20 protein-coding genes are annotated in these 19,671 nt (G+C 38.2%); 13 read left to right on the top strand and 7 right to left on the bottom strand.

The window, feature by feature from the left end; translation table 11 throughout:
* The first annotated feature begins 156 nt into the window (after positions 1–156).
* The 4 genes from I6F43_RS04715 to queG all read left to right on the top strand — a co-directional run bounded on the left by I6F43_RS04715 (position 157) and on the right by queG (position 4,190).
* Positions 157–1,023 (top strand): DMT family transporter, encoded by an 867-nt coding sequence (locus I6F43_RS04715; RefSeq protein ID WP_010554316.1) that lies wholly within the window; start codon positions 157–159, stop codon positions 1,021–1,023.
* On the top strand, positions 1,020–1,724 hold the full coding sequence (locus tag I6F43_RS04720) for a glycerophosphodiester phosphodiesterase (RefSeq protein WP_197101271.1): 705 nt from the start codon (positions 1,020–1,022) through the stop codon (positions 1,722–1,724). The genes I6F43_RS04715 and I6F43_RS04720 overlap by 4 nt, the downstream gene beginning before the upstream one ends.
* A 45-nt stretch (positions 1,725–1,769) precedes the next feature.
* Positions 1,770–2,990, top strand: a complete 1,221-nt coding sequence (locus tag I6F43_RS04725; RefSeq protein WP_197101273.1) for a methyl-accepting chemotaxis protein — start codon at positions 1,770–1,772, stop codon at positions 2,988–2,990.
* A 66-nt stretch (positions 2,991–3,056) separates the two neighbouring features.
* On the top strand, positions 3,057–4,190 hold the full coding sequence (gene queG, locus I6F43_RS04730; protein WP_121955309.1) for a tRNA epoxyqueuosine(34) reductase QueG: 1,134 nt from the start codon (positions 3,057–3,059) through the stop codon (positions 4,188–4,190).
* 46 nt (positions 4,191–4,236) lie between these two features.
* Here the strand turns inward: queG and I6F43_RS04735 are convergent, their stop codons facing one another.
* The 3 genes from I6F43_RS04735 to I6F43_RS04745 form a co-directional block, all read right to left on the bottom strand.
* Positions 4,237–5,364 carry a response regulator gene (locus I6F43_RS04735; protein WP_197101275.1) on the bottom strand — a complete coding sequence of 376 codons (1,128 nt, stop codon included), beginning with the start codon at positions 5,362–5,364 and terminating at the stop codon, positions 4,237–4,239.
* Positions 5,365–5,418: 54 nt separating this feature from the next.
* Positions 5,419–7,413 carry a hybrid sensor histidine kinase/response regulator gene (locus I6F43_RS04740; protein ID WP_197101277.1) on the bottom strand — a complete coding sequence of 665 codons (1,995 nt, stop codon included), beginning with the start codon at positions 7,411–7,413 and terminating at the stop codon, positions 5,419–5,421.
* A gap of 119 nt (positions 7,414–7,532) precedes the next feature.
* Positions 7,533–8,021 carry a GNAT family N-acetyltransferase gene (locus tag I6F43_RS04745; protein WP_007579917.1) on the bottom strand — a complete coding sequence of 163 codons (489 nt, stop codon included), beginning with the start codon at positions 8,019–8,021 and terminating at the stop codon, positions 7,533–7,535.
* 81 nt (positions 8,022–8,102) lie between these two features.
* On the opposite strand from I6F43_RS04745, the gene I6F43_RS04750 reads away from it, so the two are divergent.
* The 6 genes from I6F43_RS04750 (at position 8,103) to I6F43_RS04775 (ending at position 13,559) form a co-directional block, all read left to right on the top strand.
* A complete protein-coding gene (locus I6F43_RS04750) occupies positions 8,103–8,678 on the top strand; it encodes a glutathione peroxidase (RefSeq protein WP_007579915.1) in 576 nt (191 codons plus the stop codon).
* A gap of 86 nt (positions 8,679–8,764) precedes the next feature.
* Complete coding sequence (locus tag I6F43_RS04755; protein WP_002958009.1) at positions 8,765–9,046, top strand: peptidylprolyl isomerase; 282 nt, start codon at positions 8,765–8,767, stop codon at positions 9,044–9,046.
* A 64-nt stretch (positions 9,047–9,110) separates the two neighbouring features.
* Positions 9,111–9,689: a glutathione S-transferase family protein gene (locus I6F43_RS04760; protein ID WP_007579913.1), complete on the top strand. Its 579-nt coding sequence runs from the start codon at positions 9,111–9,113 to the stop codon at positions 9,687–9,689.
* Positions 9,690–9,706: 17 nt separating this feature from the next.
* The gene (locus tag I6F43_RS04765; protein ID WP_007579911.1) at positions 9,707–10,057 is read left to right on the top strand and encodes a DUF2750 domain-containing protein; all 351 of its coding nucleotides are present in this window, start codon (positions 9,707–9,709) and stop codon (positions 10,055–10,057) included.
* Positions 10,058–10,156: 99 nt separating this feature from the next.
* Entirely contained in the window at positions 10,157–10,837 is a 681-nt protein-coding gene (locus tag I6F43_RS04770; RefSeq protein WP_197101279.1) for a hypothetical protein, read from the top strand.
* 148 nt (positions 10,838–10,985) lie between these two features.
* Complete coding sequence (locus I6F43_RS04775; RefSeq protein WP_197101281.1) at positions 10,986–13,559, top strand: M1 family metallopeptidase; 2,574 nt, start codon at positions 10,986–10,988, stop codon at positions 13,557–13,559.
* Positions 13,560–13,635: 76 nt separating this feature from the next.
* Here I6F43_RS04775 and I6F43_RS04780 read toward each other — a convergent pair whose 3' ends face one another.
* On the bottom strand, positions 13,636–14,001 hold the full coding sequence (locus tag I6F43_RS04780) for a hypothetical protein (RefSeq protein WP_007579906.1): 366 nt from the start codon (positions 13,999–14,001) through the stop codon (positions 13,636–13,638).
* 75 nt (positions 14,002–14,076) lie between these two features.
* Positions 14,077–14,952 carry a hypothetical protein gene (locus tag I6F43_RS04785; RefSeq protein ID WP_197101283.1) on the bottom strand — a complete coding sequence of 292 codons (876 nt, stop codon included), beginning with the start codon at positions 14,950–14,952 and terminating at the stop codon, positions 14,077–14,079.
* Positions 14,953–15,109: 157 nt separating this feature from the next.
* On the opposite strand from I6F43_RS04785, the gene I6F43_RS04790 reads away from it, so the two are divergent.
* The 3 genes from I6F43_RS04790 to yjjG all read left to right on the top strand — a co-directional run bounded on the left by I6F43_RS04790 (position 15,110) and on the right by yjjG (position 17,309).
* Positions 15,110–16,009 carry a phosphoribulokinase gene (locus tag I6F43_RS04790; RefSeq protein WP_007579904.1) on the top strand — a complete coding sequence of 300 codons (900 nt, stop codon included), beginning with the start codon at positions 15,110–15,112 and terminating at the stop codon, positions 16,007–16,009.
* Positions 16,010–16,075: 66 nt separating this feature from the next.
* Positions 16,076–16,621 (top strand): inosine/xanthosine triphosphatase, encoded by a 546-nt coding sequence (yjjX, locus tag I6F43_RS04795; RefSeq protein ID WP_197101285.1) that lies wholly within the window; start codon positions 16,076–16,078, stop codon positions 16,619–16,621.
* Between the two features lie 13 nt (positions 16,622–16,634).
* On the top strand, positions 16,635–17,309 hold the full coding sequence (gene yjjG / locus I6F43_RS04800; RefSeq protein ID WP_010554302.1) for a pyrimidine 5'-nucleotidase: 675 nt from the start codon (positions 16,635–16,637) through the stop codon (positions 17,307–17,309).
* 92 nt (positions 17,310–17,401) lie between these two features.
* Here the strand turns inward: yjjG and lpxC are convergent, their stop codons facing one another.
* Positions 17,402–18,313, bottom strand: coding sequence for a UDP-3-O-acyl-N-acetylglucosamine deacetylase (gene lpxC, locus I6F43_RS04805; RefSeq protein ID WP_007582940.1), 912 nt, complete (start codon positions 18,311–18,313; stop codon positions 17,402–17,404).
* Between the two features lie 106 nt (positions 18,314–18,419).
* Positions 18,420–19,667 carry a cell division protein FtsZ gene (gene ftsZ / locus I6F43_RS04810; RefSeq protein ID WP_007582938.1) on the bottom strand — a complete coding sequence of 416 codons (1,248 nt, stop codon included), beginning with the start codon at positions 19,665–19,667 and terminating at the stop codon, positions 18,420–18,422.
* Between the last annotated feature and the right edge of the window lie 4 nt (positions 19,668–19,671).

The raw sequence follows: 19,671 nt of genomic DNA on the forward strand, positions 1-19,671 counted from the left end.
TATCCCCTGTTGAGTAAGGTAACTATGCCAGCGTATAAAAATAATAAGAGTGTGAAGTGTCATCAACTTTTATGACATTTGTCATGCGATAAAAAATTCATCTTAAGAATTTTTAAGCAATGTTAATATGTTCAAAAAGTACAACAAGGAAACTAAATGCAATCTCAGCAGCAAAGTTTAATTTATTTGCACATAGCGGTATTACTTTTTGGCGGAACCGCTCTATTTGCCAAGCTTATTGGTTTAAATGCTTTAGATATTACCGTTTACAGAACTGCAATTGCAGGAATGGCTATTTTAGCCATGCTGTATTTTCAAAAAAAACAAATTAAACTCAACAAGCCTAAAGACTACCTTATTGCGTTATTTTTAGGTGTTGCAGTGGGTATTCACTGGGTTACCTATTTTGCTGGTATGCAAATGGCCGGTATAACTATTGGAATGCTGGCATTTTTTAGCTATCCCGTAATGACGGTGTTTTTAGAACCCTTATTTAATAAAAGCAGGCCAAAAGCAAAAGATATAATAAGTGCGGCGGTGGTTGTTTTAGGTATTTACCTGTTAGTACCAAGTGCAAATTTAGGCGACGATGTAACCTTAGGTGTAATAACAGGTGTTATATCGGCATTGTTTTTTTCAATCAGAAACATTACCCATAAGCGCTACTTTAGCCAATATGGTGGCCCGCAAACTATGTTTTATCAAACCTTAGTGGCAAGCATTATGCTGTGCGCATTTATAGAAGTGCCGGTATATGAGGTTAGTCATCACGACCTAATTTTAATTGCCATAGCGGGTGTTATTTTTACAGCTACACCGCACTCGTTATTTGCAGCAAGTTTAAAGCATTTATCAGCGGCAACTGCGGGGTTAATTTCTTGCTTACAACCACTTTATGGCACCATACTGGCTATAGTAATTATTCATGAACGTCCTACTGTTATGACGTTAGTTGGTGGAGCACTTATTGTTAGTGCCGCTTGTTTTGAAACGTGGTCAATCACTAAAAAGGCTCGACAATGAAAGTATTTGCACACCGTGGTGCCAGTGGGGATTTTCCTGAAAACACCAAAAGCGCTATTTTAGAAGCGTTAAAAGTAGGTGTTGATGGTATTGAAATAGATATTCAAAGTTCCATCGATGATTACATGTTAATACACGACTCATGGCTCGATAGAACCACCAGCGGTAAAGGTAGGGTGAGTAACTTTACGGCACATGAACTCTCTAAACTTGATGCTGGAAATGGTGAAAAAATTCCCACTCTTCAGCAGCTGTTTGATTGGAATAATAATAAATCTTTATTAAATATTGAGCTTAAACATACGTTTGAACTAGAAAGGTTTGTGTCTCAACTAGAACAAAACATTGAAGCTAACAAAATATCGAAAGCGAATATTTTAGTATCATCGTTTGATCATCATCAACTACAGTGGCTTAAAAGCAAGCTACCATGGCTTAAAATAGGCGCCCTTACTTCTTCTATTCCAATTAACTATGCAAAGTTTGCAAGTGATTTAAATGCTTATAGCGTACATGCAGATAAAACCTTTATAAATAAGGCTTTTGCCGATGATGCAAAAAAAAGAGGCTTAAAGATTTATGCTTATACGGTCGATAGAGAACAAGATATAGCGCTAATGCTTGAGTATGGCATAGACGGAATTTTTACAAATTACCCAGCGCGAACCAAAGCTTACTTGTTATCGTTACAAAAAAGCTAACTTACACCTCCCTAACTAAAATAAGAATCGTAGGGCTTAAGCATAATGAGTAGTTTTATGAAAATTTATAACTATATAGAGCAAACATTCTTTTTTACGTTAACGCGTAAAATAGTCGGTAATTTGAGTTTTGTATTATTGTTCCAAGCAATTACGTTATTTTGGCTGCATCAGAGCTTAAGCGAACAACAGCAAAGTACAGGGCTATTTTGGCTACTTACGCTTGTTATTATATCTGGTTTTATTTTTACTCTTTTTTATATGCGTTTTTTAATTGTTCGCCCTGTTACTGCTATGCGCGATACTTTGATAAAAATAAACCAACAAGATGCAAATTTAGCAGCAAAACTTCCTCACTTTTCGTATGACGAATTTAAAGATTTAAGTACACAATATAATATATTTACTGCCCATTTAAGTGAGTTACTCAGCACAACATATAACAGTGCTCAAGCTAGTGCACACAGTAATATACAAGTCACTGAATCGATGAAAAATACTGAGCAATCAAGCGAGCAACAAATACAGTTAAGCCACAGTATTATTAATGCCAGTATGCAAATAACCCAAAGCTTACAAAACATAGTAAATAATACAGATAGCGTGCATAACGTTAATAATGAACACCTTAACTTTGTAAAACTATCTGCATCAGAGCTCGCTGCTTTAGTAAAGCAGGTTAAACTTATTACTAATATGCTAGGTAGCTTTTCAAATACAATTGCGGGACTGAAAGAGAACAGTGAAAACATTCGTAGTATTTTAAAAATGGTTGAAGAGTTTTCCGATCAAACTAATTTGTTAGCCCTTAACGCCGCAATAGAAGCAGCTAGAGCGGGTGAAGCTGGCAGAGGGTTTGCCGTAGTTGCAGACGAAGTACGCACACTTTCAATAAAGGTAAGTGGCGCAACTAGGCAAATAAGCGACTTTATTACTCAAATGAATGAGCTAGTAAATGAAACAAATAAAGAGTCAGAGCAATTAATGACTCACTCCAATAATGCACAAAGCTCAATTAGTGCAACCTCCGAGGGTTTTACAAAAATGCTTAGTGAGTTTGAGCACAACCAACAGCAACTACAACAAATAGCCAGTGCTGTACATATGCTTGAGGGCACTCAAACTAATACTCACCAATCGGTAGAGCAAATAGTAGCTTTAGGTGAGCAAGCTAAACAGCAAATAGATACGGCATTAGCCGATAGCGAGCAATCTCAACAGTTAAGCTTACAGACCCAACAACAGTTAAAGCGCTTCGTGCGCTAAGAAGCGTTTTCGGGCTCAGAGAAATATGGTAAATTACGCAGCTATTAATTTAAGTGTGTGAAGTGTGTGAGCAACCCTACCCCAGACTATGAAAAATTAGCCCTACAAATAAAAACCTGGGGGCAAGAGCTTGGTTTTAGCGAAGTAGGTATTACTGATATTGACCTATCTAAGCACGAAGCCCAATTGCAACGCTGGCTTGATGCTGGCTACCACGGCTCGATGGATTATATGGCTGCTCACGGCATGAAACGCGCTCGCCCTGCTGAATTAGTACCTGGTACACAGCGTGTTATATCCGTAAAAATGAATTATCTCCCTCCCGATGCTGGCTTTGCAAAAACCTTAAAAAATAAAGAAAAAGCATACATAAGTCGTTATGCACTGGGTCGTGATTACCATAAATTAATGCGTAATCGTTTAAAAAAACTTGGCCAAAAAATAGAGCAAGAAATTGGCGAATATGGCTTTAGACCCTTTGTAGATTCAGCCCCAGTTCTTGAGCGTCAACTTGCCGAAAAAGCCGGTTTAGGGTGGCGTGGTAAGCATTCTTTATTAATTAACCAAGAAGCAGGATCGTGGTTTTTTTTAGGCGAGCTATTTATTGATTTACCTCTACCAATAGATGCAGAGAATACGTTTGAAGGCTGCGGTAAATGTGTTGCTTGTATTACTCTTTGCCCAACAGGTGCAATTGTAGAGCCTTACGTTGTTGATGCACGTAAATGCATATCGTACTTAACGATAGAACACCAAGGCCCTATACCCGAACAATACCGAACTTTATTAGGCAACCGTATCTATGGTTGTGATGATTGCCAGTTGGTATGCCCTTGGAATCGTTATGGACAAATAACGGATGAAAATGACTTTCATCCCCGTACTCAATTAAAAAATAAAGATTTACTTGAGCTATTTGCTTGGGATGAGCCTACATTTTTAAAAAATACCGAAGGCAGCCCTATTCGCCGCATAGGTCACGAACGTTGGTTACGTAATATAGCGGTCGGTTTAGGTAATGCAGAGTTTAGCCCGGCTATTATTCATGCTTTACAAGATAAAAGCCAAATATCCAGCGAGCTTGTTTTAGAACATATTGAATGGGCGCTTGCTCAACAAAACGATAAACAACGATTACAAATTCGTAAAACGGCTAGGTTAATCAGAATCGTAGAAAAAGGCTTACCCAGAGATGCATAATGCAGTTGGAGTAAGCCTTAAAGTAACATTATTTAATTAAATATATTTAGCTCTTTAAAAGCAATGACAGGTCTTGCTCAATTTCAGCAAAAGCTGCTTTTACCTGTTTAACAGACTCCTCTCTGGCCACTGAGTTTTGGATAGTTTCATCTACTTTTTTATAAATAAACACCTCCTGATCTTCATCTAATCCCATTGATGGGATACGTTCTTCGAGCTCTTCTTGTAACTGTTTAAACACTTTTTCGTTGTTTTGACGGTTGTCATTCAATAAGCTAATTAAGCCATGAAACTTACTGTGAACTGTACTTGCTACGGCATTAAGTTTTGCTTGTTGTGATTCAAGCATTTTCTTAGTCATGATGGCGCGTAGCTGCTGCTCGGTAACACTGACAATAAAACATACGTGGTCGCGTATACGCCCGTGCTTATCTGGATCGTGATCAGGCATATTTAAAATAAGTAAGCTAATCAATTCATAGTTAACTAAAATTCGATGCGAAAATTCATGTAAACGCCCTTTGTTTTTAAGCATTTCAAATAGCTCCACCACAATAGGTGAACACACGCCACTTAATGCAAAGTGACTAATTTCATCGTTCTCTCTAAACTCAATATTACTTTGCAAATCAAAAGATTGTAGGCAATCTATAAGCGCTTTACCTAGCTCTTGAGGGTCATTAATAAAGCCTATGTTTTCAACGTAGTTAACTATCTGCCCCATTTCACTGCTGTTAGCCATGGCATTAAATGCAGTTGATGTAGCATCTTCAACTTGCTTTTCAAGGCTTTGTTTTTCAACAAGTACTTGGTTTAAATTTTTAAGCTTTGACTTAAGTTCATCATGGCCAAAGGGTTTTACAATATAGTCTTCTGCACCAACTGAGTAGCCTTCCATGCGCTCTTCAACTGTGCCACGAGCAGACACAAACATAACAATAATGTGTGCTGTATTTGGGTTTGCTTTAAGTGCCTTACATACTTCATAGCCGTTCATTTGCGGCATACTTACGTCGAGCAATATAACCTGAGGCATATAGCCTTCAACCATGTTTAAACACTCAGGACCACTTGTTGCTACTTGTAATTCAAAATCAAGATCCTCTAAAATCTCCTCAATAATTTCAAGGTTAAAGGGTTCGTCATCAACGGCAAGTATTTTAGTTAAGGCCATAATTTATCATCCATTCAAATTCTCAAAAAAGTTACTTGGTATGCTAACTAGCAATTAATTACTGTGTTGTATTAATTGATCTTCAGCCAAATGATCATCTAGATTTATTTCTAATGGCACCTGTATAGATATAGTTGCACCACCATTTTCGTTGTTACGTGCAGTGATCTCACCTTGATGTAAAGACACAAACTCTCTACACAATGCAAGGCCCAATCCGGTACCACCGGCACCGCTATTTGTTTTGCTGCTTTGTACAAACTTAGTAAAAATATGTTCTAGCTCATCTTCTGGTATACCGACCCCATTATCGGTAACCTCTATAGTAGCAAGCTTATTATCTGACTCTAAATTTACCCGTATTTTACTTTTGGGTTCGCTAAATTTAAGTGCATTACCTAATACGTTTCGAAGTAACTGATTTATTTGCTCTTCATCACATTGCGCAATTACAGGTAATGGCTGCGCGGTAAATACAACCTCAATTTCTTTTTCCATTGCCGTACCAGATACATCATCAATACTTGTTTTTATAATGTTCGCTAAATTATATGGACGAGGATTAAATGGAAACTTACCCACATCTAGCTTAGATAGATCGAGTAAATTATTTAGTAACGACAGTAAACGCTCACCACTACTCTCTATTCGCGATAAGTATTTAATGAGTTTCTCTTTTGCAAAATCTCCAGTTTCTAGCTTGCTTAAACCAAAACGTGAAAAGCTTAAAATAGAGTGCATAGGTGTTCGAAGTTCATGCGACATGTTTGCTAAAAACTCTGATTTACTTAAGTTTGCAGCCTCAGCGACGTTTTTAGCGTGCTCGAGTTGTGAGGTACGCGCTCTTACTTGCTCTTCAAGGATATCTTTTGCTTCAAGTAGTAAATCTTCTTTTTGCTTGAGGTGAGTTACATTTTTAAATATTACGGCAAGTGCTATTTCACCATGGTGATCTATCTCATTAAAAGATCCCACTAACGGTATATAGCCCCCTGCAGTTTTAGATAAACGTAAGTCGCAGCTAAATTGGCGATTACTGTTTAGTGTCGAAATTTTATTTTTAATACCTAACGTTGAATCATCATCTAAAAAGCTAAATACTGATTTACCTTCGAGTTCGTTAAACGGTAAGTTAAATAGTTTTAAACAAGCATCATTAGCTTCTATCACTCTACCGCACTTCTCAAACAACATAATTGCATCAGGCGTATGCTTATAAATAACCTGAAGTAGGCTGTCTTTTTCAATCAGGGCATCAACCGTATCTTGTAGCCTTTCGACAAGTTCTGCGTTATGGCGTTTTAATAACTCTGTTTGCCACAGTTTATGTATTGATTGTAATAATGAGCTGTCGTTCAATGGCTTAATAAGTACGTCTTCTACACCTTGACGAATAGCTTCAATCATTGAAACTTGATCTGGACGTGAGGTAAATAATAAGCAACGGCAATGTGGTTGCATTATTTTTAAGTTTGAAAAAATTTCTAAACCGGTTCCGTCATCTAAAACAAAATCACTTATTAGTATATCGATTTGCTTTTCTTTCGTAATTTCTAAAGCTTCTGCAGAGGTGGTTGCTGTATGGGTCTCGATATGAGCACCAATCAAGCTGTTTTTCATTTTTTCGAGGCGCTCAGGAACATGATCGACGAGTAAAATAGTAGGTAACTGCAAAATATGATTAGAGCCTAATTCTAGTAGGCTCTCTAAAAGAGAAGTAATTTCTTTATTAGAAAAAAACGGGTAGATCACGGTTGCGTCAGGCGCAACATGATTTAGCTCACTAAACGCAGTTAGTTGCTCACCACTTTGTGCTTTTGGAGCAAGCAGCATAAAACGCTCTTGCGCTACTTGGCTAACAAGCGGTTTTATAGAATCAACAGGCACACCATGGGCAACAACAACTAAGTCGTAGTCGCCTATATTGGTATACATGTCTAGCATGCTGAAATGAATTAATTCGACTTCACATCCTATTAATTCTAAAAGCACTTTCACACGCATTGCGATGACACTGCTACTATCAACAATTAATATTTTTCGAATCATCAAGCTACACTTCAAATTAATAAACTTAATATGTTAATAGCGTAGACTATTTTTATTTAATTGGCATAAACCCTTCGTCTTATTTTGTAAAAAAATATTACAACATTATGAAAAATAATTTATTCCAGATGTTTTCCAAAAATAGTAAGGCTATACGCCTTATCATCCATTATGGCAACGCTTGGCAACTCACCCCATATTGCAAAATCAAAATGCTTAAACAATTTAACACTCGGTAAGTTATGACTAAAAATAAAGCCGAGTAATACTTTAATATTTAATTGCTTAGCTTGTGTTTGAGCAAATATCATTAGCTTTTTACCAAGCCCTTTACCTTGCGCTTTACTGGTAATGTAAATGCTCATTTCTACTGTGCCGTCGTAAGCTGGGCGCCCATAAAACGATTTATAACTTACCCAAGCAAGTACTTGGTTATTTTCGCAGTAAACGTAAATAGGCCTTTTATCGTTGTGGCTATTAAACCAGTCACGCTTTTCGTCAACGCTCACTTCTTGCGTATCTGCAGTTACCATTCGCCCTGCAATAGTTTCGTTGTAAATGGCTACAATTTCATTAAGATCATTAATAGTTGCTAAACGGATTGTCATAGGTCATTAGAGGGTTGATCAATTTGTTCCATATTAGCGTATGATTATCCAATCAAACAATCGTAAAGTTTAGGTAATGTAATGCTTAAAATAATTATAATAGGTTTAACGGCTTTACTTATTAATGCTCCCCTTCAAGCTCAAACACCATCAATCATAAATAAAATCTCTACACAGGACTGCCAAGATTTTACCAATGTAGATATACGAAAGCTTCGCTCAAAAGAATCTATTAACTTGTGCCAATTTAAAAATAAACCTTTGTTAATAGTAAATACGGCAAGTAATTGTGGTTTTACATATCAATTTAAAGGCCTTGAAGCGCTATATCAACAATACAAAGAGCAAGGTTTAGTCGTATTAGGGTTCCCCTCTGATGACTTTTTTCAAGAAGAAGACAATGAAAAAGAAACAGCGAAAGTATGCTTTGTAAATTATGGTGTAACTTTTCCCATGTTTGCCACCAGCAAAGTTCGTGGTAGCGAAGCAAATCCAATTTTTAAATATTTGAATGAGCAAACTAGCTCTCCAAATTGGAACTTTTATAAATACTTAGTGTCTGCTGATCGTAAAACAGTTTTACGGTTTAACAGCAAAGTGGCACCTAATTCAGAGCAAATGATTACTGCAATTGAAACTGCGTTTTCTGATAAATAAGTTTATACTGGTACAATTAGTTGAAACTAACTAGAATGATATTTCAATTCGGTTAAAAAAACACCACACTATACTCGGGAGATTTTATGACAGTAGCAAGCGCACGACATATACTTGTAGACAGTGAAGCACAATGCTTAGACTTAAAAACAAAAATTGAGCAAGGCGAAGACTTTGCTGAACTAGCAAAAGCACATTCTAATTGTCCTTCAGGTCAGGATGGCGGTGCTCTTGGTGAGTTTGGCCCTGGTATGATGGTTCCAGAGTTTGATAAAGTTGTGTTTTCTGCGCCAATTAATCAAGTACAAGGCCCTGTGCAAACTCAATTTGGTTATCATTTACTTGAAGTTACTAGCCGTTCAGAATAAATTTAACTGTACTGTAAGTAACATTTGATAAAAGCCGCTTATGCGGCTTTTTTATGGAGTAATTATGCAATTAATTGGTTCTGTACCTTCACCTTACGTGCGCCGCATTAGAATTTGGGCACAACAAAACAGCTGCAAACTAGAGCTTGTAAGTCTCGATATATTTTCTGAGCAAGATCGCCCTACTATGGCCAGTAAAAATCCAGCTCGAAAAATCCCAATACTGGTAGATGGCGACTTAACTCTTAGTGACTCTAATTCTATATTGCGTTATTTACTTGAAAAAACAGGTCAGCCAAAACTAACGTGGCCTCAAGAGCACTTACTTACGACTATAAATGCTTGTAACGATTCGTTAGTAGAAATGGTGTTATGTAAACGTTCTGGATTTGACACCAAAAGCGATAAATTATTTTTTAATCTGCAAAACGAACGTATTGAACAAACATTAAGCTTTTTAAATACCCATTTAAGCGATGAAGAATTTAAAAGCTGTGAATACCTCAACATCAGTTTATACTGCCTGCTTGATTGGATTTGCTTTCGCGAATTAGCTGACTTTAGTCAGCATTCAGCGCTTGTTGCTTTTCATAAGCAATATGACGAGCGCCAAGCAGCAATAGACACCAATCCTCGTCACTAATTTAAAAGGGTAAACACATGAGCGATATCGAAATTGAATCACAACTAGTTAACTTCGTAGAAAAAGTACGTGTTAGCGAAGTAATTTGGGCACTTGGTGCAGAAGATAATGGCTTTGTAGTGTGCGATTCTAACCAATTTGACGAAACTGACGTACTACTGCTTTGGGAAAGTGAAGCAGCAGCTAAAGCACAGTGTAAAGAAGAGTGGAAAGATTACAGCCCAGTAGAAATCAACCTTGATGAATTTTTAGATGCATGGGTTGAAGACTTAAATGAAGATAACGCACTTGTTGGTATCAATTGGAATGACGACCAAGTATGTGCAGAAATTGAACCTACAGGTTTAGCTCGCGCATTGAGTGAATAATACTTTATACGCTTTACTCTAAAAGCGGATAAAACCCGACTAGCATCTACTGCTAGTTGGGTATAAAATAAAACACATCATTATTTTCAAGGTATTACGTTGAAAACCCATCTTGGTCGCCGGCCCTTTTCAGCCATGGAACTGCACACTCTTTATAATGGATATATATACGGTGATTTTAAAGTTGCACGAGAGCAACCAAAACACTGGCATTTTTGGCTCCCTTTAATTGCATATTATAGTGGTGCTTATAGCGATGAGGTTGGTTATTTAACGCTTGATGATCTGTCCCTTGAAAAAAACGTCTTATGCTTTAATTTTCATACCCACGGTAAAATAAAACCTCGCTTAGTTCCTGTACATCAAGCACTTATAAATGCTGGATTTAATGAATATATAACGTTCATCAAATCGCAAAACCAACACCGATTAATGTTCGACTTACCGGCTAAAACTGGCAGGTACAGTGAAAAAGTCCGCATTTGGTTTTCAGGCGAAGGTGAGCGAGCCGGTTATCTGCAAAAATGTGATATACCAAACGTAGATCAACTCGGTATGAAAACAGCAATAAGCAGTCTTCGTCTTAACTTTGAGCAACAAGTGCGTATATACGCCCTACAAGCTAACTCTAAAGACGCTTTTAATTACTTGATGGGTTTTAACGAGTATCCACACGATGTGTTTAGCGATACCTACTTATTAAATACCGTTGTCCAACAAATACGTATTATTAACTCACACCTGCATTGGCAGCGTTTTATAACACGCGAAAGCCACTGACAAACTTTGTTACTATTTCCCCTTAAAGTCACCGTTATAATCAATTACTCTATTTAAAAAAACTGTTAGGATATCTAACCCCCTAATTATATGAGCATAAAAAAGCCTATTTAGGGTAGTTTCTAACAACAACAATCTAGGGATCACTATGTTTCTTAAAAGCCTCTTAACAGTGAGCGTTGCTTTAGCAATGGGTGCTGCAAACGCTAACGAATTCGTTATTGAAAAACTCGCAAAACCAAGTTCACAACACGTGTCGTTAACACTCGACCCGAGCCAAGATACATTCACAGGGGTGACTGAGATTTCCCTAGAAGTACTAAAGCCAACAAAATACATTGAGTTAAATGGCGTAGCTTACGCTGTTAAAATGGCGCAACTGCTTGGTGATGAAAACTGTGATTTAAACAATGAAATGCTTAAAACAGGTAAAGTTAAATTTAGCTGTGATGAACAAATTCAACCAGGTAAATACACACTTAAAGTTGATTTTTCAGCGCCATATAACCGTCAAAGTGTTGGTTTATACAAAACATTAGACCAAGGCACTCCTTACTTATTTACTCAATTTGAAATGAGTGATGCACGCCGTGCATTTCCTGTTTTTGACGAGCCAAGTTACAAAATTCCATTTCAGTTAACGATTACTGCGCCTACATCACAAAAAGTATATTCAAATACGCCAGAGTTAAAAACAACAGTTAATGGCGATATGACCACACACTTTTTTGATAAAACACCGCCAATCCCTTCATACCTAGTAGCGATGGCTGTTGGCCCGTTTGAAGAATTAGAAATTAAAGGCATGCCAATTCCTGGTCGTGTAATTACCCCTCAAGGTAAAATTCACTTAGCCCAATACGCAAAAGAAAATATGCCAAAAGTACTGGGCGCACTTGAAGCGTATTTTGGTATCCCTTACGTTTACAAAAAATTAGACTCAGTAGCGGTACCAGAGTTTCCATTTGGCGCAATGGAAAACTCAGGCTTAGTGACCTACAGAGAAGATATTTTATTGGTTGATTTAGCTGCCGCAACACGCAGTAAAAAACAACGTAATGTATCAATTATTGCTCACGAACTTGCTCACCAATGGTACGGTAACTTAGTAACCATGAAATGGTGGAACGACTTATGGTTAAACGAAGCGTTTGCTAGCTGGATGGCTGCAAAAATTACTAAGCAGCTTAACCCTGAGTTTGAATCGCACTTAGACCTGCCGCAAAATAACGTAATGGCACTTGATGCACGCCTAAGCACCAAGCCTATTCGTAAGCCAATTAAAACCGAAGCCGACATTATGGACGGTTTAGGTCTAGCTTACAGTAAAGGCAGCTCAGTACTTGCTATGGTTGAAAACTGGATTGGCGAAGATGCATTCCAAAAAGGTATTCAAAGCTACTTAAAAGAGTTTTCATATAAAAATGCTGAAGCGGCCGACTTATGGGAAGCACTTGGTAAAGCATCAAATAAAGACGTAGCGAGTGTTTTAAAATCGTTTATTGAACAGTCTTCTTTCCCACTAGTTAAAGTAACTCAACAAGGTAGCAAAGTAACTATTTCACAAAGCCGCTTTGTAAATGCAGGCGTTGATGCGCCAGAGCAGTTATGGAATGTACCGGTTGCAATTAAATATGGTGCTGGCGATAAAGTAAAAACAGCAAATGTATTACTTAATAAACAAAGCCAAACTCTAGACTTAGACTTTGAACCAGAGTGGATTTATCCTGACCAAGGTGCACTAGGCTACTACCGCTGGGTAATGGATGACGCACAATTTAGCGCACTTGTTAAAAAGGCACCAAGCGTACTGAGTGATCGTGAACGCTTAGCGTTGTTATCGGCTACTGATGCACTACTTGACGCTGGTGTTATATCTGCTGCTAAGTTAATGCAAACACTTGAAGTGTTCGTAAGCGATAGCCACCCTCGCGTAGCAAATACCGCGCTAGGTTACTTAGTATCGCAACAACGTACTTTTAAAGACGATAGCAATAAAGACCTATGGCCTGAATTTATTCGTAATGCAGTAACGCCTGCAGCTAAAAAATATGGTTTAGAAGCTAAAGCGGGAGAAGACGGAGCTATTGCACAACTTCGTGCGGCCGTTGTATCACGCTTAGGTTTTGATGGTGAAGATCAAAACGTAATCAGTAAAGCGAAAGAACAAACACAAGTTTATTTAAATGCTCCACAAAAAGTAGACCCTTACTTAGCCGGTACGTACTTAACTCTTGCTGCTTTTCATGGTGACAAAGCGCTGCTTGATCAATTCATGACAACGTTTAAAACAACGAAAGATCCACAAGTACGCACTAACATGCTTGCTGCAATGGGCTTTTTTGGCAAACCTGAATTACAAAAAGCGGTATTAGCTTATAGCTTAACGGATGAAGTAACAGCCTCTGACATGCGTACTATTTTGTCAGGTCAAAGTTACACAGATGAGCGCCAAGCGTTATTTATTGACTGGGTTTACAGTAACTACGATAAAGTAACAGCAAGCTTACCGCCTTTCTTTATTCCTAACTTACCGTACTTTACAACGGCGAGTTGTAATGCAGAAAGCTTAGCTAAAACAAAGACCTTTTTTAACGAAAAAGTAGCCGATGTAGCCGGTTACGCTCGTACATTAAGTAAGCTTGAAGAAAGCACAAACGATTGTATTGCGCTTAAAACACGTGAACTTGAATCGGTTAATAGCTTCTTAAAAAGTAAGTAATCCTTAGGTTTATTAAGCTATAAAAACACAAAAGCCGCTGAATATAAATTCAGCGGCTTTTTACGTTTATGTTTTACTAGTTACCAATAATCATCGTTAGCTTGGCTATAAAGTCTTTGGCTGCTTGCTCAGAATTTATTTTAAACGCCACACCGTAGTGAATAGGCTGAGCACTTTTAAAAATACGTGTAGGAAAGCGTGTCATCTCGCTGCTATGAAAGTAGCCTTGCGCACGCGTTACGCCATCAATATCACTAAAGTCATCGCTAAACACCTCAAATGCTGGGCGAATTACTATTTTACCCTTGCCGCTTTCGCTGTGGGTATAAAATGCTTCTTTAGAGTTTACTAACATGTACTCAGCAATATTTTTAATCTTAAAATTACTTCTACACTGTAATTTAATGAGCTGTTCTGTCAGCTCGTCTGCACTATAAGCCACGTGTAATCCCTATTAGTTAATTTGCGTATTAGATTAACGCATACACACAATAAAATCTGAATTTATTTGTCTGCTTTACTGCGTTATATCACATACAAAAGCGAGTTTTTCATTGTTGTAACTCATTCTTGTTATATTTGTTTCGCAGTAGGTGCTTAAATTAAGCCATTGCGATACTTCATCACTTCCATCAAGTTTACGCTGATAAACGCGGTTTTTAATAGCATAAGCGATAGTTGCATCATCTTTCAAAATAAAATCTTGAACTTGAGCAGGTAACCTTAGTAGGTCTTCAACTTGTTTATCTTGTGGATTAAAACTCGCTAAAATATGTTGCTCGTTTTTAGTGTAACTAAATAAAAATGCAGCCGTAGAGTTGTTATAAATAAGCGTTCGGCCAATATTACTGGCAGCTATTTTCCCCTTAGCTTGTGCAACAGAAGTATATTGAAGAGTATGAGGTTCACCTAAAATAAACATTACTAAATCATTTTGAACGCCCCAAGCATGGTACCCAACAGGTTCAATCCAATCAAAAATACGACTTGGCGTATCTTCGCTTTTGAGTGGGTATTGCCACAGTTTTTGCTTACCATCTACCTCTACAACAATCGCTGATACTGCATCACCACTTGGCATAACCGTTGGTGAATATTCGCTTACGGGAGAGTTACTGATATTAATAACTTTTTTTGATGTTAAATCATAATAAGCAATATCGGTTTGGCTTTGCTCATCTGCAATCACCTCATGAGTAAAGTATAAACCTGTACTTGTTAAGTGCGGTTGGTTGTTATAACTGTTTTTATCACTCACTATACTAACTTGTACCCCGAAAGGTGTATTTAAATCAGCAAGTAATACTTGGCTTTTTGGCATGCTAGCCTGCGCCATAATTGGGCTAAGCGCTGCTATAGAAAATATCCCAAGTAATGGTTTAATAAGTTTCATGCTTTCTCTCGTTTTAATTTTAAGCACCTCATGATAACGTTATTTGCTGATGACGTCACTTGAGCTAAGTCAGTCAACTCTTAAGATACCCAAACGGCTTAAAATAATGTTAAGTTTAGTCTGGTTATAAAACCTGGTCCTAAAAAAGAGAATTAACATGTCAGCTAAAAATCCTATTATTGCGATTACGGGTTCGTCTGGTGCGGGTACAACCACCACAACCAATGCAATTAAACATATTTTCCGTAGCCTTAATATTGAAGCGGCTTTTATCGAAGGAGATAGCTTTCATCGTTACACTCGCCCTGAAATGGATAAAAAAGTACGTGAAGCACAACAAGAAAATAAACACATTAGTTACTTTGGCCGAGAAGCAAATGACTTTGGTGCTTTAGAAGCGTTGTTTGAAAACTATAGTGAAACAGGCCAAGGTAAGTTACGCCGATACTTACACACCTTTGATGAAGCCGTCCCATATAATCAATTACCGGGTACATTTACTCCTTGGCAAGACCTTGATAGTAATACTGATATATTGTTTTATGAAGGGTTACACGGCGGCGTAGTTGATCAAGATGTAGACGTTGCAAAGCATGTCGATTTATTAATAGGCATGGTTCCAATTATTAACCTTGAATGGATTCAAAAATTAATACGCGACACATCCGAACGAGGCCATTCTCGCGAAGCGGTTATGGGCTCTATTGTGCGCAGTATGGATGACTATATAAATCATATTACCCCGCAGTTTTCTCGTACCCATATTAATTTTCAGCGGGTGCCTACTGTTGATACCTCAAATCCATTTAGCGCCAAAGATATTCCATCTCTTGATGAAAGCTTTGTAGTTATTCGCTTTAGGGGTATTGATGATGTTGATTTTCCTTATTATTTACGGATGATCGAAGGCAGTTTTATGTCTCGTATAAATACACTTGTAGTACCAGGCGGTAAAATGGGCTTGGCTATGGAGCTTGTGCTTACCCCATTAATTAAAGATATTATTTTGAAAAAGCGTGCACTGGAAAACCTAGCACCACTCGATTTACCTATTTGATTACCGACTCTTTTTTGTTAAAGCTAACTCACGTACACTGCTGATTTTGCTCAAGGTGAGATCAGCATGTCACAACAATTAAAAATTATTGTCGGTTCTAAAAATCCTGTAAAAATAAATGCCGCTAAACATATTTTTACTATGTATTTTCCAGAATGTATCATTGACTGTGAAGGTGTGAATGCTCCCTCAGACGTGCCCGATCAGCCTATTGGCGAAGACGAAACACGTATTGGCGCGCAAAACCGTGTTAATTATTGCAAAAAGCACCACCAAGCTCACTATTACGTTGCAATGGAAGGCGGTGCAGAGCAATTTAGCTATGGTGCAGCAACCTTTGCTTACGTTGTTATTGATAATGCCTTAGATCAAGTTGTAGGGCGTAGCAGCAACCTTCCTCTACCCCAAGTACTTTATAATGCATTACTTAAAGGTGAAGAACTTGGCGATGTAATGGACAAAGCATTTAATACCACCAACGTTAAACAAAAAGGTGGCGCTATTGGTCTACTTACCAACAATCATGCCACGCGCGAAAGTACCTATACACAAGCACTCACTTTAGCTATGGCGCCTTTTTTACACCCTGAGCTATACGGCCAAACAAATTAATTTAGGAAATTTAATGAAGTACAACTATGTATTGTTTGATGCAGACGAAACCTTATTTAGGTTTGATATTTTAGCGGGCATGACTCGCATGTTTAAAGCTTACAACGTAGATTTTAGCCAAGACGATTATATTCATTATCAAAAAACCAATAAGCAGCTGTGGGTTGATTATCAAAATGGCACTATTAGCGCAGATTACTTACAAGTAACACGCTTTAATGAGTGGGCTTCAAAACTTAATGTGCCAGCAAAAGAGCTAAACGATGCTTTTTTAGATTCTATGGCGCAAATTTGCGAGCCATTACCTGGTGCTATTGAGCTTTTAAATAAACTTAAGCCAAATGCTAGATTAGGTATTATTACTAACGGATTTGCCCGCTTACAAACCGTACGCCTTGAGCATACTGGCTTAAAAGATATGTTTGAATGGTTAGTTATATCTGAACTTGTAGGTATAGCAAAACCGAATAAAGCGATTTTCGAGCACACATTTGAGCTAATGGGTAACCCAGATAAAAGCGAGATACTTATGGTGGGTGATACTGCTGCAAGTGACATACTTGGCGGCAACAATGCTGGTATTGATACTTGCTGGTTACAGCACCCTGGTGAGCAATTAGCCGACGGAATAAAGCCAACCTATACCGTAGCTAGTTTAAATCAGTTACAAGCTCTTTTGGAGTTATAATAAAGTATAGAGCTATTAAATTTCACGCAAAAAAATGACGCTAATTAGCGTCATTTTTTATAACTGTTTTTCGAGCTGCTCTTTTACTGCTTTTAGGCTGGAGCTAACTCAAGACCGGGTGCAGGCATCGTCACAGGCGTTTCAAATGTTGCCCACTCCCATGCTGACTCTGTAGCCATAATTTTACGAAGTAATTTATTATTTAAATCATGACCCGATTTAAATGCAGTTACTTTCCCTAAAAGGTTATGGCCTGTCATAAACATGTCACCAACACAGTCTAATATCTTGTGCTTAACAAACTCGTCGCTATAACGTAAACCGTTAGGATTTAACACTTTGAACTCATCAAGTACCACAGCACTATCCATGCTACCACCTAGCGCTAGGTTGTTTGCATGCATGTATTCAATATCTTTCATAAATCCAAAAGTACGCGCACGGCTAATTTCTTCAATAAAGCTTTGCGTTGTTATATCCAACCCAATACGTTGGCGACTTTCATTGATAGCTGGGTGGTTAAATGCAATCTCAAAGTCGATATGAAAACCATCATATGGTTCAACTTCAGCCCACTTATCACCTTCTTCAATGCGTACTTTTTCTTTAATACGGATAAAGCGTTTAGCAACGTTTTGCTCTTCGATTCCGCCTTTTTGTAACAGATATATGAATGGTAATGCACTACCATCCATAATCGGCACTTCTGAGCTATCTAATTCTACAATTAGATTATCAATTCCCATTGCAGCAACGGCTGCAATAAGATGCTCAGTAGTCGATAAGCGAACACCATCTTTGTTAATTAAACAGGTACACAACTGCGTATCACCAACGGCTTCAGGTGTTGTTTCAAAATCAACAACCGGATCAAGGTCGACACGACGAAATACAATCCCAGTATTTGCGCTCGCAGGTCGGAGAGTTATTGTGACCTTCTCACCTTTATGAAGTCCAATTCCTATGGCTTTGACTACTTCTGCAATCGTACGCTGTTTAATCATAGGTATGCTCACTTTTAAATCAGTTACAGTTATATGGCGGATTTTAACATAAATCCTTTTGCCTTTCAATATTTGTACATATTTCAAACAAAAGTATTATTAAATGTTAATCAGCCTGCTTACGTAAAAAAGCGGGGATATCAAAATAATCACCACCTTCTGATTTATCCGCTTTTTTACTATTTTGTGCTGAAGAGCTTGATGCACTGCTTGAACTAGTTGTAGGCGCTTTTTCTTTGCTTTGCGTTTGCGCTTTAGCAGTGTTTTCTTCAGTGTTTGTATCTTGGCTTGCAAAGCTTGGTACGTACATACTGCTCGTTTGGTTTGATGTGCTTGCAACATCAGAACCTGATGCTTTTTTAAAGCCGTTATCAACAATACCAAACTGTGGACGACGATCGCCGCCTAAGCCAGTTGCAACAACCGTTACACGTAGCTCATCAGTCATTTCTGGGTCGATTACCGCACCAACAACAACCGTTGCGTTTTCTGACGCAAGTGCTTTAACGTGATTACCTACAATTTCAAATTCTTCAATCGCAATGTCCATACCTGCGGTGATATTAACTAAGATACCTTTAGCACCTGTTAAATCAACGTCTTCTAGTAGTGGGCTTGAGATAGCCGCTTCTGCTGCTTCTTGTGCACGATCAGGGCCTGACGCAGACGCCGTTCCCATCATTGCAGTACCCATTGCAGACATTACAGTTCTAACATCGGCGAAATCCACGTTAATTAAACCAGAACGTGTAATTAGCTCTGCTATACCTTGTACCGCACCAAATAATACGTCATTAGCTTTAGCGAAGGCATCTAGAAGTGTAGTCCCTTTTCCCAAAACTTTAAGCAATTTATTGTTCGGAATTGTAATAAGTGAATCTACAATTTCTGACAATTCGTTAATGCCTTGTTCAGCGGCTGCTGCACGTTTTTTACCTTCAAAATCAAAAGGACGTGTTACAACTGCAACGGTTAAAATACCGAGTTCTTTAGCAATTTTAGCAACTACCGGTGCTGCACCAGTACCTGTACCGCCGCCCATACCGGCTGCAATAAATACCATATCGGCGCCTTCAAGGCTGGCACGAATTGTATCTGCATCTTCTTCAGCCGACTTACGGCCTACTTCAGGGTTTGCGCCCGCACCCAACCCAGAGGTTATTTGCGTGCCTAGCTGAACTGTAATATCGGCAGCAGAGTTACGTAATGCTTGCGCATCCGTATTAGCGGCTATAAAACGCACGCCTTCTATTTGTTGTTTAACCATGTGCTCAACAGCGTTACCGCCACCACCGCCCACGCCGATTACTTTTATTACAGCTTCTTCGCTGTGTTGTTCCATTATATCAAACATGTTT

This window comes from Pseudoalteromonas sp. NZS71_1 (assembly GCF_015864305.1).
GTDB classification, from domain to species: domain Bacteria; phylum Pseudomonadota; class Gammaproteobacteria; order Enterobacterales; family Alteromonadaceae; genus Pseudoalteromonas; species Pseudoalteromonas arctica.

Coding starts and splice junctions, on each gene's coding strand:
- I6F43_RS04740 (WP_197101277.1), bottom strand. CDS start 7,413: ATGATTCGAAAAATATTAATTGTTGATAGTAGCAGTGTCATCGCAATG.
- I6F43_RS04755 (WP_002958009.1), top strand. CDS start 8,765: ATGACAGTAGCAAGCGCACGACATATACTTGTAGACAGTGAAGCACAA.
- I6F43_RS04785 (WP_197101283.1), bottom strand. CDS start 14,952: ATGAAACTTATTAAACCATTACTTGGGATATTTTCTATAGCAGCGCTT.
- I6F43_RS04745 (WP_007579917.1), bottom strand. CDS start 8,021: ATGACAATCCGTTTAGCAACTATTAATGATCTTAATGAAATTGTAGCC.
- I6F43_RS04725 (WP_197101273.1), top strand. CDS start 1,770: ATGAGTAGTTTTATGAAAATTTATAACTATATAGAGCAAACATTCTTT.
- lpxC (WP_007582940.1), bottom strand. CDS start 18,313: ATGATTAAACAGCGTACGATTGCAGAAGTAGTCAAAGCCATAGGAATT.
- I6F43_RS04790 (WP_007579904.1), top strand. CDS start 15,110: ATGTCAGCTAAAAATCCTATTATTGCGATTACGGGTTCGTCTGGTGCG.
- I6F43_RS04750 (WP_007579915.1), top strand. CDS start 8,103: ATGCTTAAAATAATTATAATAGGTTTAACGGCTTTACTTATTAATGCT.
- I6F43_RS04720 (WP_197101271.1), top strand. CDS start 1,020: ATGAAAGTATTTGCACACCGTGGTGCCAGTGGGGATTTTCCTGAAAAC.
- I6F43_RS04735 (WP_197101275.1), bottom strand. CDS start 5,364: ATGGCCTTAACTAAAATACTTGCCGTTGATGACGAACCCTTTAACCTT.
- yjjX (WP_197101285.1), top strand. CDS start 16,076: ATGTCACAACAATTAAAAATTATTGTCGGTTCTAAAAATCCTGTAAAA.
- yjjG (WP_010554302.1), top strand. CDS start 16,635: ATGAAGTACAACTATGTATTGTTTGATGCAGACGAAACCTTATTTAGG.
- I6F43_RS04765 (WP_007579911.1), top strand. CDS start 9,707: ATGAGCGATATCGAAATTGAATCACAACTAGTTAACTTCGTAGAAAAA.
- I6F43_RS04775 (WP_197101281.1), top strand. CDS start 10,986: ATGTTTCTTAAAAGCCTCTTAACAGTGAGCGTTGCTTTAGCAATGGGT.
- ftsZ (WP_007582938.1), bottom strand. CDS start 19,667: ATGTTTGATATAATGGAACAACACAGCGAAGAAGCTGTAATAAAAGTA.
- I6F43_RS04715 (WP_010554316.1), top strand. CDS start 157: ATGCAATCTCAGCAGCAAAGTTTAATTTATTTGCACATAGCGGTATTA.
- I6F43_RS04760 (WP_007579913.1), top strand. CDS start 9,111: ATGCAATTAATTGGTTCTGTACCTTCACCTTACGTGCGCCGCATTAGA.